At 70.2% G+C, this 13,953-nt stretch carries 14 protein-coding genes; 5 read left to right on the plus strand and 9 right to left on the minus strand.

Features of this window, described 5'->3' with window-relative positions; translation table 11 throughout:
- The first annotated feature begins 26 nt into the window (after nucleotides 1-26).
- Complete coding sequence (locus tag L8M95_RS10915) at nucleotides 27-740, plus strand: PaaI family thioesterase (protein ID WP_260486166.1); 714 nt, start codon at nucleotides 27-29, stop codon at nucleotides 738-740.
- A 122-nt stretch (nucleotides 741-862) separates the two neighbouring features.
- Here L8M95_RS10915 and L8M95_RS10920 read toward each other — a convergent pair whose 3' ends face one another.
- Nucleotides 863-1,681, minus strand: coding sequence for an SDR family oxidoreductase (locus L8M95_RS10920; protein ID WP_260486167.1), 819 nt, complete (start codon nucleotides 1,679-1,681; stop codon nucleotides 863-865).
- An 11-nt stretch (nucleotides 1,682-1,692) separates the two neighbouring features.
- On the opposite strand from L8M95_RS10920, the gene L8M95_RS10925 reads away from it, so the two are divergent.
- Entirely contained in the window at nucleotides 1,693-2,448 is a 756-nt protein-coding gene (locus L8M95_RS10925) for a PaaI family thioesterase (protein WP_260486168.1), read from the plus strand.
- A gap of 30 nt (nucleotides 2,449-2,478) precedes the next feature.
- Here the strand turns inward: L8M95_RS10925 and L8M95_RS10930 are convergent, their stop codons facing one another.
- Nucleotides 2,479-3,114, minus strand: coding sequence for a TetR/AcrR family transcriptional regulator (locus tag L8M95_RS10930; protein WP_260486169.1), 636 nt, complete (start codon nucleotides 3,112-3,114; stop codon nucleotides 2,479-2,481).
- A gap of 68 nt (nucleotides 3,115-3,182) precedes the next feature.
- Nucleotides 3,183-4,715, minus strand: a complete 1,533-nt coding sequence (locus L8M95_RS17520; protein WP_312027410.1) for a fatty acid desaturase — start codon at nucleotides 4,713-4,715, stop codon at nucleotides 3,183-3,185.
- 240 nt (nucleotides 4,716-4,955) lie between these two features.
- Here L8M95_RS17520 and L8M95_RS10945 point away from each other — a divergent pair, with 240 nt between their 5' ends.
- Nucleotides 4,956-6,821, plus strand: coding sequence for an ABC transporter ATP-binding protein (locus L8M95_RS10945; RefSeq protein ID WP_260489232.1), 1,866 nt, complete (start codon nucleotides 4,956-4,958; stop codon nucleotides 6,819-6,821).
- Between the two features lie 45 nt (nucleotides 6,822-6,866).
- Here the strand turns inward: L8M95_RS10945 and L8M95_RS10950 are convergent, their stop codons facing one another.
- The 5 genes from L8M95_RS10950 to L8M95_RS10970 all read right to left on the minus strand — a co-directional run bounded on the left by L8M95_RS10950 (nucleotide 6,867) and on the right by L8M95_RS10970 (nucleotide 11,932).
- Nucleotides 6,867-8,285, minus strand: a complete 1,419-nt coding sequence (locus tag L8M95_RS10950; protein WP_260486170.1) for an alpha/beta-hydrolase family protein — start codon at nucleotides 8,283-8,285, stop codon at nucleotides 6,867-6,869.
- A gap of 79 nt (nucleotides 8,286-8,364) precedes the next feature.
- Nucleotides 8,365-9,294, minus strand: coding sequence for an SDR family oxidoreductase (locus L8M95_RS10955; RefSeq protein ID WP_260486171.1), 930 nt, complete (start codon nucleotides 9,292-9,294; stop codon nucleotides 8,365-8,367).
- Between the two features lie 53 nt (nucleotides 9,295-9,347).
- Nucleotides 9,348-10,670 (minus strand): TrpB-like pyridoxal phosphate-dependent enzyme, encoded by a 1,323-nt coding sequence (locus tag L8M95_RS10960; protein WP_260486172.1) that lies wholly within the window; start codon nucleotides 10,668-10,670, stop codon nucleotides 9,348-9,350.
- A 39-nt stretch (nucleotides 10,671-10,709) separates the two neighbouring features.
- A complete protein-coding gene (locus tag L8M95_RS10965) occupies nucleotides 10,710-11,192 on the minus strand; it encodes a GNAT family N-acetyltransferase (RefSeq protein ID WP_260486173.1) in 483 nt (160 codons plus the stop codon).
- Nucleotides 11,189-11,932, minus strand: coding sequence for a hypothetical protein (locus L8M95_RS10970; RefSeq protein WP_260486174.1), 744 nt, complete (start codon nucleotides 11,930-11,932; stop codon nucleotides 11,189-11,191). The genes L8M95_RS10965 and L8M95_RS10970 overlap by 4 nt, the downstream gene beginning before the upstream one ends.
- Before the next feature lie 71 nt (nucleotides 11,933-12,003).
- On the opposite strand from L8M95_RS10970, the gene L8M95_RS10975 reads away from it, so the two are divergent.
- Both L8M95_RS10975 and L8M95_RS10980 read left to right on the plus strand, forming a co-directional pair.
- Complete coding sequence (locus L8M95_RS10975; protein ID WP_260486175.1) at nucleotides 12,004-12,534, plus strand: peptidylprolyl isomerase; 531 nt, start codon at nucleotides 12,004-12,006, stop codon at nucleotides 12,532-12,534.
- Between the two features lie 102 nt (nucleotides 12,535-12,636).
- Nucleotides 12,637-13,371 (plus strand): rhomboid family intramembrane serine protease, encoded by a 735-nt coding sequence (locus L8M95_RS10980; RefSeq protein ID WP_260486176.1) that lies wholly within the window; start codon nucleotides 12,637-12,639, stop codon nucleotides 13,369-13,371.
- 67 nt (nucleotides 13,372-13,438) lie between these two features.
- Here L8M95_RS10980 and L8M95_RS10985 read toward each other — a convergent pair whose 3' ends face one another.
- Entirely contained in the window at nucleotides 13,439-13,906 is a 468-nt protein-coding gene (locus tag L8M95_RS10985) for a PH domain-containing protein (protein WP_260486177.1), read from the minus strand.
- Between the last annotated feature and the right edge of the window lie 47 nt (nucleotides 13,907-13,953).

Genomic DNA, 13,953 nt, shown 5'->3' on the forward strand with positions numbered 1-13,953 from the left:
CCGGGGGCGGAGTAGATTCTGGTGCCGTGACCACCGACTCCCGCCCTTCCGACCCCGCCGCCCCGGACGATCGGCCCCTCGGCACCGCGGACCCCGCGCGAGCGAGCGACGAGGGAACCCCGTTCCTGCGCCAGGACGCCGATACCTCCGGCGCCACGGAGCTGGCCCGCGAACTGCGCCGACTACGCGGCCTGGTGGCCGGGTCCGTCTACGAGGACGTGCACGATGCCGTGGCCACCGTGCGCGGGCTGGTCGAGCACCTCGAGACCGTGGGCACCAGGGTGCGACCGTCGGAGTACGCCACCTGGGGTGTACCGGAGCACCTGGCGGCCAACCCGGCGATCGGCAGCCGGAACCCGGTGTCCCCGCCGCTGGAACCGGTGGTGTTCCCCGATGCGACCGTCCGCGCCGACCTGACCCTGGGCATCGAGTACCAGGGCCCTCCCGGCTGCGTGCACGGCGGGATCGTCGCGTTGATCTTCGACGAGATGCTGGGGTTGGCCAACGCCGCGTCCCTGAGTGTCGGCATGACCGCGGACCTGCGCATCTCGTACAAGTCGCCGACGCCCCTGTTCGCCCCGCTGCGGTTCGAGGCGCGGCAGGAGCGGGTGGAGGGCCGCAAGATCTGGGCGTCCGCGACCCTCCACGCCAGCGAGACCCTCTGCGCGACGGCGGAAGCGCTGTTCATCGAGCCGAGGGGCATCCGCGACGCCGACCGCGGCCGGCCCATCGAGGGCTGAGCGCCCCCTCCCGCAGCCGCGCCGCCCCGCCCGCCCTCCCGCAGCCGCGCGCTCCAGAGTCATCCGGACGGTATATATCCGTTGCGGATGACTCTGGAGCGCGCGGCTGTCGGCGTAGGCGTCTAGTTCCCGCGTAGTGCCTTCATCCGCTTGTGCGCCCCGGCCACGATCCGGCCGCGGTTCACACCGGACGAGAACTCGACGCCCTGGCGGTTGCCCTCCCCGCCACAGACGTGGACGGGCCCGTCGCCGATCGACGCCAGGACCTCCTCGGCCACCTCGGCGGGTTCGCTGACGGTCATGCCGGGCAGGTCCATGTCCAGGCCGGCGCGGACCATGGCGGGCGTGCGGGTGACGCCGAGGATCACTTCGACGACGTCCACCCCGTGCTCGCGCATCTCGAGCCACAACCCCTCCACGAAGACCCGGCTGAACGCCTTGGCCGCGGAGTACACGCTCATGTCGGCGTGTCCGAGATACCCGGCCATCGAGCCCATCACCACGATGCCGCCGCGGCCCCGGGCCTTGAGGGCGGGTCCGAAGTGTCGGATGATCTGCATCGGCGAGGTGACGTTGAGGTCGATGATCTTCTGGACCTGTGTCATGTCGGATTCGACAAACTCGGAGCCGTACGTGTTGGCCCCGGCGTTGAGCACGAGCAGCCCCAGGTCGAGACCCTCACAGGCCGCGGCGATGCCTTCGGTGGCGCCGCGCTCGGTGAGGTCGACGGACACGACCCGGCACTCGACGCCCCTGGCGCGCACGGCCTCGGCGGTCTCCTCGAGGGGCCCGGCCTTGCGGGCGACGAGCACGGAGGACACGCCCTGATCGGCGAGGCGGAACGCGATCTCGGCGCCCACGCCCTCACTTCCGCCCACGACGAGGGCCCACGGGCCATAGGTAACGGGATCGAACGGCTTCGGATTGACAGGTGTCGACATACTCTAAGAGTATGACCAAACAGAGCGATCGTCCCGGATTCGGTGGAGTACCCCTCCCGGGGTTGGATCCGGACCAGTTCTCCCTCGACGCCGCGCGGAGCCGTTTCGGGGACTCCTTCGACCCGATCCCCGTCCCGGAGCTTCCGCCGGCGGATCCCGAGCTCGATCGTGCAGTGGCTGAACTGCGCAGATTGCGGGAGGCCACGGCGGCGTTGGCGCACTCGGAGGTCGAACTGGGGGACATCGCCGACCGCCTCGCCGAGGTCGCGGATCTGCTTGAACCCCGCGTGCCGACCCCCGCCCGTCGACTGGAGGTCATGTGGACCGGGGCGGGGACTCGTCGCTCGAACCCGGTCGGCGGGCAGGAGAACCCGATCGCCCCGCCGGTGCAGTTCCACGGTTGCGACGACGGCTCGGTGATGGCGGAGGTCACCCTCGGTCCCGTCTATCAGGGCCCGCCCGGGTGCGTCCACGGCGGGATCAGCGCCCTCATCATCGACCACATGATGGGCTTCGCCAATCACTGGGGCGGCCGCTTCGGGATGACGGCGCACTACGAGATCGACTATCGATCGCCCACCCCGCTGCTCCAGCCGCTCACCTTCCGGGCCTGGGTGCAGGAGGTCGACGGCCGTAAGACGTGGACGCACGCCACCATCCACGCCGGTGACCGGCTGTGTGTGGAGGCGCGGGGGCTGTTCCTCGAGGCGAGCGTCCCGGTGCCGGGACAGCCGGGTGCGCGATCGACGATCGCCGACGGCGCGTAGGGCGCACCCCCGGCCCCGCCGGGCCGGGGTTCAGCCCTGCACGTCGACCTGGACGACCTTCTGAAGATAGGGGGCGATGACCTCGGTGAGGCCGGATGCCAGTTGGTCGGGGTCGTTCGGGGGGAGGGAGATGAAGCTGATGCCGATCCTGGCGATGATCGACGCCGCGAGCCGCGCCTGGGCTTCCTCGATGCGCATCCAGCTGTCGGACAGGGCGGGGGTGAGCACCTCGGTGGCCCGCTCGATGAGCGGCCCGGCCTCGGTCGTGATGAGGCGCAGGAGGTCCGGCTTGATGTCGCCGGTGAGCAGGGCGCGGACCAGTGGGTCACGCCGACTGGACAGGAGGAATCCGTTGATCCCCTCGTTCAACGCGACCTCGATCTGCCCCGGGTGGCGGATGATCGAGTCGCGGATCTCCCCGGCGAACGTCTCCGACAGCTGGAGGGCGTAGGCCTGCGCCAGGCCCTGCCGGTTGCCGAAGGTGCTGTACAGGGTCTGTCGGCTGAGTCCGGCGGCCTTGGCCACGTCGGACATGGTCACGGACGACCAGTCGTGTGAGACCAGCAGTTCGTGCATGGCCTCGAACACGGTGGAGCGCAGTGACCGACGCTCCCCGCGGGGGTCGCCGGGGGAGCGTCGGTCACTGGTGGGGCGGTGACGGGGCATGGTGTCCATTGTTCCTGATCCCACGTGCCGGGCGGCGGGGGACCGATCGGTGTCCCCGTGCACGGGGGTCACTTCACCGGTAGGAAGTCCACCTTGTCCCGCACACCGCAGTCCGAGCACCGCCACGTGTCGGGGATCGCCGACCACGGGGTCCCGGCCGGGAAGCCCTCGCGCGGCAGCCCCGCCGCCTCCGAGTAGTGGTTCCCGCAGTTGGGGCACACGTACTCGCCCGTGGGGGACGTCTGGTCGGTCGCGATGTCGGTGTCGGCGACGACCTGCTCGACGACCGCCGTCGACCCGGCGCCGTACCGGGCGAGGATCTTCTCCCGCTTGGACGGCTGGATGTTGGCGCGGGTGATGTCGCCGTCGTAGTGGGCCAGGACGCGCTTGTCCATGACCTTGCGCCACAGTGGCGGCACGTAGGCGAGGACCATCATCGTGGCGTAGCCCGACGGCAGCTGCGGGGCCTGCTCGAAGCTGCGCAGTACCTGGTAGCGACGCATCGGGTTGGCGTGGTGGTCGGAGTGACGCTGCAGGTGGTAGAGGAAGATGTTGGTCACCAGGTGGTCGGAGTTCCACGAGTGCTCCGGGCGGCAACGCTGGTAGCGGCCGGCGGAGGTCTTCTGGCGGAGCAGTCCGTAGTGCTCGAGGTAGTTGACGACCTCCAGCAGCGAGAAACCGAAGACGGCCTGGATGATGAGCCAGGGCGCGATCTCCCAGCCGAAGACCGCGATGAGCCCGCCGAACAGCACGACCGTCATGAGCCACGCGTTGAGGTTGTCGTTGCGGATGCTCCACGGGCTCTTGCCCAGCCGTCCCAGCCGCTCGGACTCCAGATGCCAGGCCGACTTCAGTGACCCGAACACGCTGCGCGGCAGGAAGGCCCAGAACGGCTCGCCGAAGCGCGAGCTGGCCGGGTCCTCCGGCGTGGCGACCCGGGCGTGGTGGCCGCGGTTGTGCTCGATGAAGAAGTGTCCGTAACCGGTGGTGGCGAGAGCGACCTTGGACAGCCACTTCTCGCTGCCGGCGATCTTGTGCCCGAGCTCGTGGGCGGTGTTGATCCCGATCCCGCCGGTGATCGCGACGGTCCAGGCGACGCCGATCGAGGCGGCGATGCCCAGCCCCCCGTCGTAACCCAGCCACGACAGGTCATCGGCCGACCACAGGTAGGCGGCCGTGATGAGGGACGCGTACTGGAAGGGGATGTACAGGTAGGTGCACCACCGGTAGAACGGGTCGGCCTCGAGCCTGTCCATCACCTCGTCGGGCGGGTTCTCGCCGTCGGCCCCGATCGCCAGGTCCCCGAGGGGGATCGCGACGTAGACGAGGAAGGGCAGGAGGAACCAGGCGACGGTGGCCGCCACGCCCCAGCCGAGGGCGTTGAAGCCGGCGACGATCGGCATCGAGAGGAACAGACCCATCGCGGGGATGAGTCCGAGCAGCCACAGGTACCGCTTGGCGTCGGTCCACGCGAACGGCTCGACGTTCTCGTGGTCATGGCCGTGATGCGCGTGGCCGTGGTGCGTGTGGTCCCGGTGTGCGTGATCGTCGTGTGCGTGCGGTGCCCCCTCGGCGGGGCGGATGTACTCGGTGCTGGACATCGAAGTCGACCTCCGGATCAACAAGATGTGGCGAATGCCACTGTGTTGCACCTGACATTAGACAAATTACCCCGCTGTGTCTAGACATAGCGCCAGTCTTTGTCCAGAGGCCAGAGGGGGACGACGACAACGAGGCGCGCCGTCGCAGAGCCGGGCCGGAATACACGGGGCCCCGCCCGGGTTGTACCGAACGGTCGTCGGGGCCCCTCTCCGGCGCGGGAGGAGTACCGCTACGTGACGATGCAGCAGGCCGCCATGCGCACGCTCATGCGGGCCGAGAACAACAACATCGCGCTGGACCGCAGTGTCTTCACCCGCGAGAACTTCCACCGGATCGGGCGGTTCGCCCGCCCGCACACCCGCCGGATCGTCTTCTTCCTGGTGCTCTCCGTCTTCGGTGCCACCCTCGCCGTGGCGACGCCGCTGCTCGCAGGCCGTGTGGTCACCGCGATCGTCGAGGCTTCGCCCGTCAGGATCGTGATCGGCCTCGCGCTCGCCATCGCCGCGATCGGGATCATCGAGGCGCTCGTCGCGATCGTCACCCGGCTGTGGTCCGCGCGGATCGGTGAGGGGCTCATCCTCGATCTGCGTCGCGCGGTGTTCGACCACGTGCAGACGATGCCGGTGGCATTCTTCATGCGCACCCGCACCGGGGCACTGGTCAGTCGTCTCAACAATGATGTGATGGGTGCCCAGCGGGCGTTCTCGGACACGCTGTCCGGGGTCGTGTCGAACCTCGTGCAACTCGTGCTCACGTTGGCCGTGATGGCCGGTATCAACTGGCAGCTCACCGTCCTGTCGGTCCTGCTGTTGCCGATCTTCCTGTTCCCGGCCCGGTACGTGGGCAAGCGGCTCGCGCGGCTCCGCCGTGAGGCCTCGGACCTCAACGCGTCGATGAACGACCAGATGACCGAGCGGTTCAACGCCGGTGGCGCGACGCTGGTCAAGCTCTTCGGGCGGCCCGAGACGGAGTCGGCGGAGTTCGCCGCCCGCGCGGGTCGGGTCCGGGGTATCGGCGTGCGCACCGCGCTGCTGATGAGCGTCTTCATGAACTCGCTGACGCTGGTCTCCACGCTGGCGCTGGCGCTGGTCTACGGCCTCGGCGGCTGGTTCGCACTGGGCGGGGCACTGGACGCGGGGTCGGTCGTGGCCCTCGCCCTGCTCCTCACCCGCCTGTACGGTCCGCTGACCTCCTTGGCCAACGCGCCGATGGACATCGTCACGGCCATCGTCAGCTTCGAGCGGGTCTTCGAGGTCCTCGACCTGGAACCGCTCATCTCCGACGCGCCCGACGCCGTCGACATCCCCGAGGGTCCGGCGACCATCGAGTTCGACGACGTCCGGTTCTCCTACCCCTCGGCGGACAAGGTCTCCCTCGCCTCACTCGAGGAGGTCGCCGTTCTCGACACCCGCGGCGGACAGGAGGTCCTGCACGGGGTCTCCTTCTGCGCCGAACCGGGGCAGATGATCGCTCTCGTGGGATCGTCGGGCGCAGGAAAGTCGACCATCGCCTCCCTGCTCCCGCGCCTGTACGACGTCGACTCGGGTGCGGTACGGGTCTCGGGACTCGACGTGCGGGAGGTCACCTCGTCGTCGTTGCGTCGCACGGTGGGAATGGTCACCCAGGACGGCCACCTCTTCCACGACACGATCCGCTCCAATCTCAGCTTCGCTCGGCCGGAGGTCTCGGATGATCTCGTCTGGGACGCGCTGCGCCGGGCCCGGCTCGAGGAGCTGGTGCGGTCGCTGCCTGACGGGTTGGACACCGTCATCGGCGATCGCGGGTACCGGCTCTCGGGCGGGGAGCGTCAGCGACTGACCATCGCGCGGCTGCTCATCGCCGCGCCGTCGGTGGTGGTGCTCGACGAGGCCACCAGTGCTCTGGATTCCACCAACGAGTCCGCGGTCCAGGAGGCGCTGACCGAGGCGATGGCGGACCGCACGTCGCTGGTGATCGCCCACCGGTTGTCGACGGTCCGGGCCGCCGACACGATCCTCGTGCTCGAGGCCGGACGGGTGGTCGAGTCGGGGACGCACGCCGAACTCCTCGCCGCCGGCGGTCGCTACGCGGAGCTCTACGAGACCCAGTTCGCCGACCAGGAGTGACCCCGCCCGGGGAGAGGACACCCGCGCCACCGTGGGTGCGCCCGGTCAGACCTTTCCCGCGGCGATCGCGGCGTGGACGCGGGCGGTGTCCTGGTCGGTCCAGTCGTCCGGGTTCAGGACGGCGGCCCACATCTGGGCTGCGTCCGGGCCGAAGGTGTGCCCGTGACCGGCCGGGACGTCCGCGGAGAACACCATGTCCAGGGTCACCTGCCAGAACGTCACGAAGGGCATCCACCGCACGCCCGGATCGAGGTCCGGGCCGAGGGGTTCACGCAGCCAGTCCGGCCGCGCCACCATGTCCCTCATCCCGCCGAACCCGCTCTGGCCACCGTAGGAGCCGAGGCTCTCGCCGAAGGCGACCAGGGCCGGACGTTCGTCGGGGGGCAGGTCCGCCACCGCGCGTTCGACGGCCTCGAACAGGGCCCGGCCCGCGATCGCAGGCGAGTCGCGGTCGGCGAGGAAGGACAGGGGGCTGGGCAGGAACGAATACTGCATGGCCGCGATCGCCGAGTCGCCGCCGGCGGTGTACTCGAGGCCCGCCGCGACGCGGGCATTGACCCATCCCCTCCCGGTGGTGGTCGCGACGGCCACCACCGAACGGTCGAAGGCCCCGGTGCGGCGGAGTTCGTCGACGACCAGTTCGGCGTCCTCCTCGATGGTCCCGCCCACGTCATGCCCTGCGTAGACACGGATCGGGGTGGCGGCGGGCCGCCCGGTCACCTCGGCGATCTGCTCGGGGGTGGGACCGCCCGCGACGAACGTCCGCCCTTCCCTGCCGAGGCTCTCCCAGGTTCTCGTGGACGCGGGGGAGCCGGAGCGCGCCGGGGAGCCGGGTCGTACGACGCCCTCGGCCGTGCCGTGGTCGGCGGCGGAGGCCATCCTGTCGGCCATCCGGAGCAGGCCACGGTAAGCCACCCCGTTCAGCGACAACACGACGATCAGGACCACCAGCACCAGTGCGGCCAGCCGGGCGGCCGGGGCGGGGAGATACCGTGCGGCCGCGCGGGTCAGTGCGGCGGTTCCCCGCCGGATCCCACGGGCTACCGCCAGGAGCAGTCCCGCGATCACCAGCGCCGCTACGAGGATGAGCAGGTAGTTGGCGCGGTCGATGCGTTCGATACCCGCCAGGTCGCGGGTGATCTGCTGCCACCACGACCCCAGCACGAGGAACGTCGGCACCACGATCGCGGCCGTCCCGGCGAGTGTCGCCCATCCGACCCGCCTCACTCGCGCGGAGTGATCCGGCGAGAACCCGCAGGTGCGGACGACCCAGGCTGTCACACACCCGAGCCCGTACCCGGTCGCGAGGCTGATCCCAGTGGCCGCGGCCTGTAGGTACCAGACCCGTGGCAGGAGCGACGGCGTCATGGACCAGACGAAGAACAGCAGGGCCACCGCCAGGCCGACGGGGTGGAGTGAGCGTGCTGGACCCCGGATCCGGTCGGACGACGACGAAGCGACCACGGTGAGTCCCGGTGAGAGGGGCCGTGGCGACGTGCACGGCGCGTGCGCGAAGCACAGCCTCCGCGCACGCGCCTGAAGGTCAGCTCTCCAGGTGCAGGCCCAGCTCGCGGGCGGCGAGCGCGGCGTACTTGGAGGTCTGCTCGAAGGCGCCCTCCAGGGTCTGGGCGTCGGTGAGGTCGGCGATCTCGTTCCAGCGCTCGGCGACGACCTCCGGGGTGCGGGCCTCGTCGGGCAGGTACACGCCGCGCGACTCGACCATCTGGGACACCGCGAACACACCGGCCCCGGCGCCGAGGATGGTCTTGGTGGGGGCCTCGTCGCTGACCATAAACAGGACGCCCGGGGCGATGGTCTCCGGGCCCATGATGTCGAGCACCCGCTGCGGGAGCAGGTCCTCGGTCATGCGGGTGGCGGCGGTGGGTGCGATCGCGTTGACCTTGATGTTCTTCTTGGCGCCCTCGATCGCCAGAACGTTCATCAGGCCCACCAGGCCGGACTTGGCGGCACCGTAGTTGGCCTGGCCGAAGTTGCCGTAGATGCCGGAGGTGGAGGCGGTCATGAGGATGCGCCCGTAGCCCGCCTCGGCCATGTGCGGCCAGACGGCCTTGGTGCAGTTGACCGATCCCATGAGGTGAACCTCGAGGACCTTGCGGAAATCGTCCGTCTCCATCTTCGCGAACGACTTGTCCCGCAGGATGCCGGCGTTGTTGATGAGGATGTCGATGCGGCCCCACTTCTCGATCACCGTCGACACGAGGGACGCGACGGCGGACTCGTCGGTGATGTCGTTGCCGTCGACGATGGCCTCCCCGCCGGCGGCGGTGATCTCGTCGACGACCTGCTGGGCCAGGGAGGGGGTGCCACCGTCACCGTGGACGTCGCCCCCGAGGTCGTTGACGACCACCTTGGCGCCGCGCTCTGCCAACGCGAGGGCGTAGGCGCGGCCGAGGCCGCCTCCGGCGCCGGTGATGATCGCGACGCGGTCGGTGAAGTCGATGGTCTTGGTCATAAGGGGACTCCTGTGTTCGAGGGTGTGGAACGGTCGGGGGGTCTTCGGAGGCGTCAGCCCAGTTCGCCGCGGACGAAGGACTCGTACGCCGGCAGGTCGAGGAAGCCGTGGCCGGAGAGGCCGATCACGATCGACGGGCCGGTGCCGGCCTCGCCGGTGTGCTCGCGGGCCTTGGCCATGGCTCCGGCGAGGGCGTGGGTCGACTCGGGGGCGGGAACGATGCCCTCCGCCTTGGCGAACTCGACGCCCGCCGTGAACGCGACGTTCTGCTCGACCGCCATGGAATCGAGCAGGCCCAGGTGCTTGACGTGGCTGACCAGCGGCGCCATCCCGTGGTAGCGAAGGCCGCCCGAATGGATGGGGTCCGGGACGAAGTCCTGACCGAGGGTGTACATCTTCATCAGCGGTGTCAGACCGGCGACGTCTCCGTGGTCATAACGGAACTCGCCCTCGGTCATCGACGGGCACGCCGTCGGCTCGACGGCGACGACCTGCGTCCGCGCGCCGGCGAGGTTCTCGCGGATGAACGGGAACGCCAGCCCGGCGAGGTTGGAGCCGCCGCCCGCACAGCCGTACACGTAGTCGGGGGCGCCCTCGCCGAACATCCCCAACTGCTTGATGGCCTCCTCGCCGATCACGGTCTGGTGCAGACACACGTGGTTGAGTACGGACCCCAGCGAGTACCGCGCCTCGGGGTCGCCGGCGGCGACCTCGACGGCCTCGGAGACCGCCATGCCGAGCGAACCGGGGGTCTCGGGGTCCTTGGCCAGGAACGAACGTCCCGCCTCGGTGAGGTCCGACGGGCTCGGATGGACCGACGCACCGAACGTCTCCATCAGCATCCGGCGGTACGGCTTGGACTCGAACGAGGCCTTGACCTGCCACACCTCGACCTCGATGCCGAACGCCTGCCCGGCGAATGCCAGGGACGCGCCCCACTGACCGGCACCGGTCTCGGTGGTGAGCTTGGCGATGCCCTCGGCGGCGTTGTAATACGCCTGCGCGACCGCGGTGTTGGGCTTGTGCGAACCGACCGGGCTGGTGCCCTCGTACTTGTAGTAGATCCGCGCCGACGTGCCGAGGGCCTTCTCCAGGCGGCGGGCCCGGATGAGCGGCGACGGACGCCAGAGGCGGTAGATCTCCTGCACCGCCTCGGGGATCGGGACGTAGCGCTCCGGCGTGACCTCCTGCTCGATGAGTGCCATCGGGAACAGGGGTGCGAGGTCCTCGGGGCCGAGCGGTTCCCGGGTACCCGGGTGCAGGTGCGGCGCCATGGGCTCGGGCAGATCGGCCTGGATGTTGTACCAGTGCGTCGGCATCTCACTCTCCGGGAGGAGAGCCTTGACCAGCGAGCCGGAGGGAGCGTCAGACGTCATGTGTGTCCTCGGAGGGAGTCGAAGGGGGTGAGCCGGGTCTCATCCTAGGAGGTCGCGCCGCATGGGCAGATGGGGGATCCGCCCATCGAGATAGTCGGGGCCGCATCGGCCGAACCCGAACTGCTCGTACCACCGCTCCAGGTAGGCCTGGGCCCCGATCTCGACCGGATGGTCACCGCACAGTTCGAGCCCCCGCCGGATCAACCGCGTCGCGATGCCCCGACCCCGCCACGCGGGCGCGGTGCACACACGACCGAGGTGCATCACCCCGTCGGGCTCGTCCGCTCCGAACACGCGCAGCGTCGCGGCGAGCTCACCACCGGGCGTGCGGGCCAGCAGATGGGTCGTACCGGGATCGGCGTCGACGTCGTCGATCTCGGCGTACGGGCAGTCCTGCTCCGCGACGAAGACGTCCACGCGCAGCTTGTACAGCGCGTGGACGTCCAGGGGACCCATCTCGGCGAGGGATGACGCGACGACCTCCAGTGCGGCGTCGTCGGGGGACGGGTCGCCGGGGATCACTTGTCGGTCGCGGTCCCGTCGGTGGTGGCGCCGCCGGCCGGCTGGTCATCCGACGGCTGCGGTGCGGAACCGGCCGCCGGTCCCGGTGCCGCACTGCCCGCGGCCGGGGAGGTGTCGGCGGGCTGGTCTGCGGGGCCCTCGGGATCAGCGGAGTCGATCGTGAGGTCCTCGCCGGTCTCCGAACCCGCCCCGCCCGTCACGCCGGGTCCGCTGGTGGGCGTGGGCGCCGCGCCCGTGGTCTGGTCGCGGCCGGCGGCATCCGCCTCCGCGGGGGTGGGGGTGCGCGGCGGGGCGGGGGTCGGGGTCGGCGCCGGCGGCGACGTGGGCGAACCCTGGTCACGCAGGAAGTACGCGGTGGCGCCGGCGACCGCCGCGCCGCCGGCGAGGCCGACGATCCACAGCGGGGCGAAGCGGCGCAGCGGGTTGCGCTTCTGCGGCGGTGTGGCCAGCGCCGAGGTCTGCTCGCGCAGAGCCGTCGCGTGCTGCCTGGCGTCCGCGGCGAGGTTGCCGAGGACCTCGGCCTGCTCGGCGCGACGCTCGCGGAGCACCTGGATGCCGCGGCTGGCGCCGAAGAGGGCCAGGCCGACCGGCCCACGAGTGGCGGCGACGGCGGCCTCGCCCAGGAAGCGGGGGTCCTTGAGGTCGAAAGCCTTGCGGGCTGCGGTGCCGGCCTTCTTCAGATCCTTTTCCGCCTGCTTGACGGCCTTACGCTCGGCGGCGCGATCGCTTCGTTTGCTCATGGGTAGATGGTGGCACAGCACCCCGACACCGACCACCACCTCGCCGACATCGGTCCACGCGGCGTGGCAGGATGGGTGGCGTGAGCATCGCAACGCAGAAGGCAACCATCCACACCAACCGTGGTGACATCGTCATCGAGCTGTACGGCAACCACGCCCCCGAGACGGTCTCGAACTTCGTCGGCCTCGCCGACGGCTCCAAGGACTACTCCCAGGCCAACGCCAAGGGCGAGAAGACCGGACCGTTCTACGACGGTTCGATCTTCCACCGCGTCATCTCCGGGTTCATGATCCAGGGCGGTGACCCCACCGGCACCGGACGCGGCGGCCCCGGCTACCAGTTCAAGGACGAGTTCCACCCGGAGCTGCAGTTCTCCGAGCCCTACCTGCTGGCCATGGCCAACGCCGGCCCCGGCACCAACGGTTCGCAGTTCTTCATCACCGTCGGCGCCACGCCGCACCTGAACAACCGCCACACCATCTTCGGCAAGGTCGCCGACGAGGAGTCGCGCAAGGTCGTCGACGCCATCGCGACCACCAAGACCGGTGCGATGGACCGGCCGACCGACGACGTCGTCATCGAGTCGATCGAGATCTCCTGACAGAGCGGTCCCGGTCGACCGGCGGCGCGGGTTCCGGATCCCCGGACCCGCGCCGCAGGTCTATCCGCAGCCCCAGCGACGCAGCATGAATTGCCGGGAGTCATGAGCACCCAGACCCATCGCGGCGGCGCGGTCGCGCGCTTCTTCCGCCTCCAGCCGGTGACGGCGTGGATCATCGCCGCGAACCTGGCCGTCTACTCCGCGACCGCGGTCCAGGCACGTAGCCTGCTGGCCAACAACGCCTCCCCGCTGTTCGAGGCGACGGCGCTCTTCCCGCCGTTGGTGGCGGCCCGGGACGAGTGGTGGCGACTGCTGACCTCGGCGTTCGAGCATTTCGGTCCGATGCACCTGCTGCTCAACATGTACATGTTGTGGATCCTCGGTCTCGGGATCGAGCGCAGCATCGGGCACGCACGTTTCCTCGCGCTGTACCTCGGCTCGGCGCTCGGCGGGTCCGTGGCGGTGATGTTCTACAGCCAGGACGCCCTCACGGCGGGCGCCTCGGGAGCGATCTTCGGCCTGATGGGCGCGTACGCCATCGTGGCGATGTCGATGCGACTCGACGTCAAGGGGATCGGGGTGTTGCTCGTCCTCAACGTCGGCGTCAGCTTCCTCGTGCCCGGCGTCTCGCTCGCGGCTCACCTGGGCGGGCTGGCCGCCGGCGCCGTGGCCGCGATCGCACTCGTGGTGCTGCCGCGCCGGATGCCGCGGCGCATGGGACGTGCGGGTCGGGAGGTCGTGTCGTGGGTCGGCTTCCTCGTGGTGGTGGGATCGGTCGCCGCCGCCGGCTGGTACGCCGCCGACACCATGACGTTCGGCTTCCTCGTCACCCGCTGATCCCCACGGTCGGCCGTCTCCCCGGGCAGCCGTCTCCCGGGTGGCCGTGCCCCCGGGCGGCCGTGCCTCACACCCCGCCGTCGACCGACCCGAAACCCAGACGGTGCAGGGTGTCGACCACGTCACGCGGATCGGTCCCCAGATCGAGTCGCGTGAACACGTCCAGCTCTTCGCGACCCCGCGAATCCGTGTACTCCAGCCGCATGAGGTGCTGACGCGCGCCCCACCGCGCGACCCCCAGCGCACGCGCCTCCACCACCTCGGCCCGCGGGACGAACAGAACGCGGCCGAGCTTCTTGATCGCCAGCTGCCCGTCCACCACCTCGAGCCGGGGACGTCGCACGAGCTGGGACACCCCCGCCGGGATGAGGAAGAGCGCCGCCAGGCCGGTGAGCAGCAGCGCGAGCGGGTCCTGCCGTTGCACCCCGATCGCCACCAGCGCCATCCCGAGGACGATCTGCACGCTCGGCCACACCGCCCCCGGCGACCATGACACCGCCCGTGGACCGGCTCCCGACACGGCGTCTCCACTCATGCCGCCCATCCTCCCCTATCCACAGGCGCTATCCACACTGTGGATGA

The organism is Dietzia sp. B32 (assembly GCF_024732245.1).
Taxonomy (GTDB): Bacteria; Actinomycetota; Actinomycetes; order Mycobacteriales; family Mycobacteriaceae; genus Dietzia.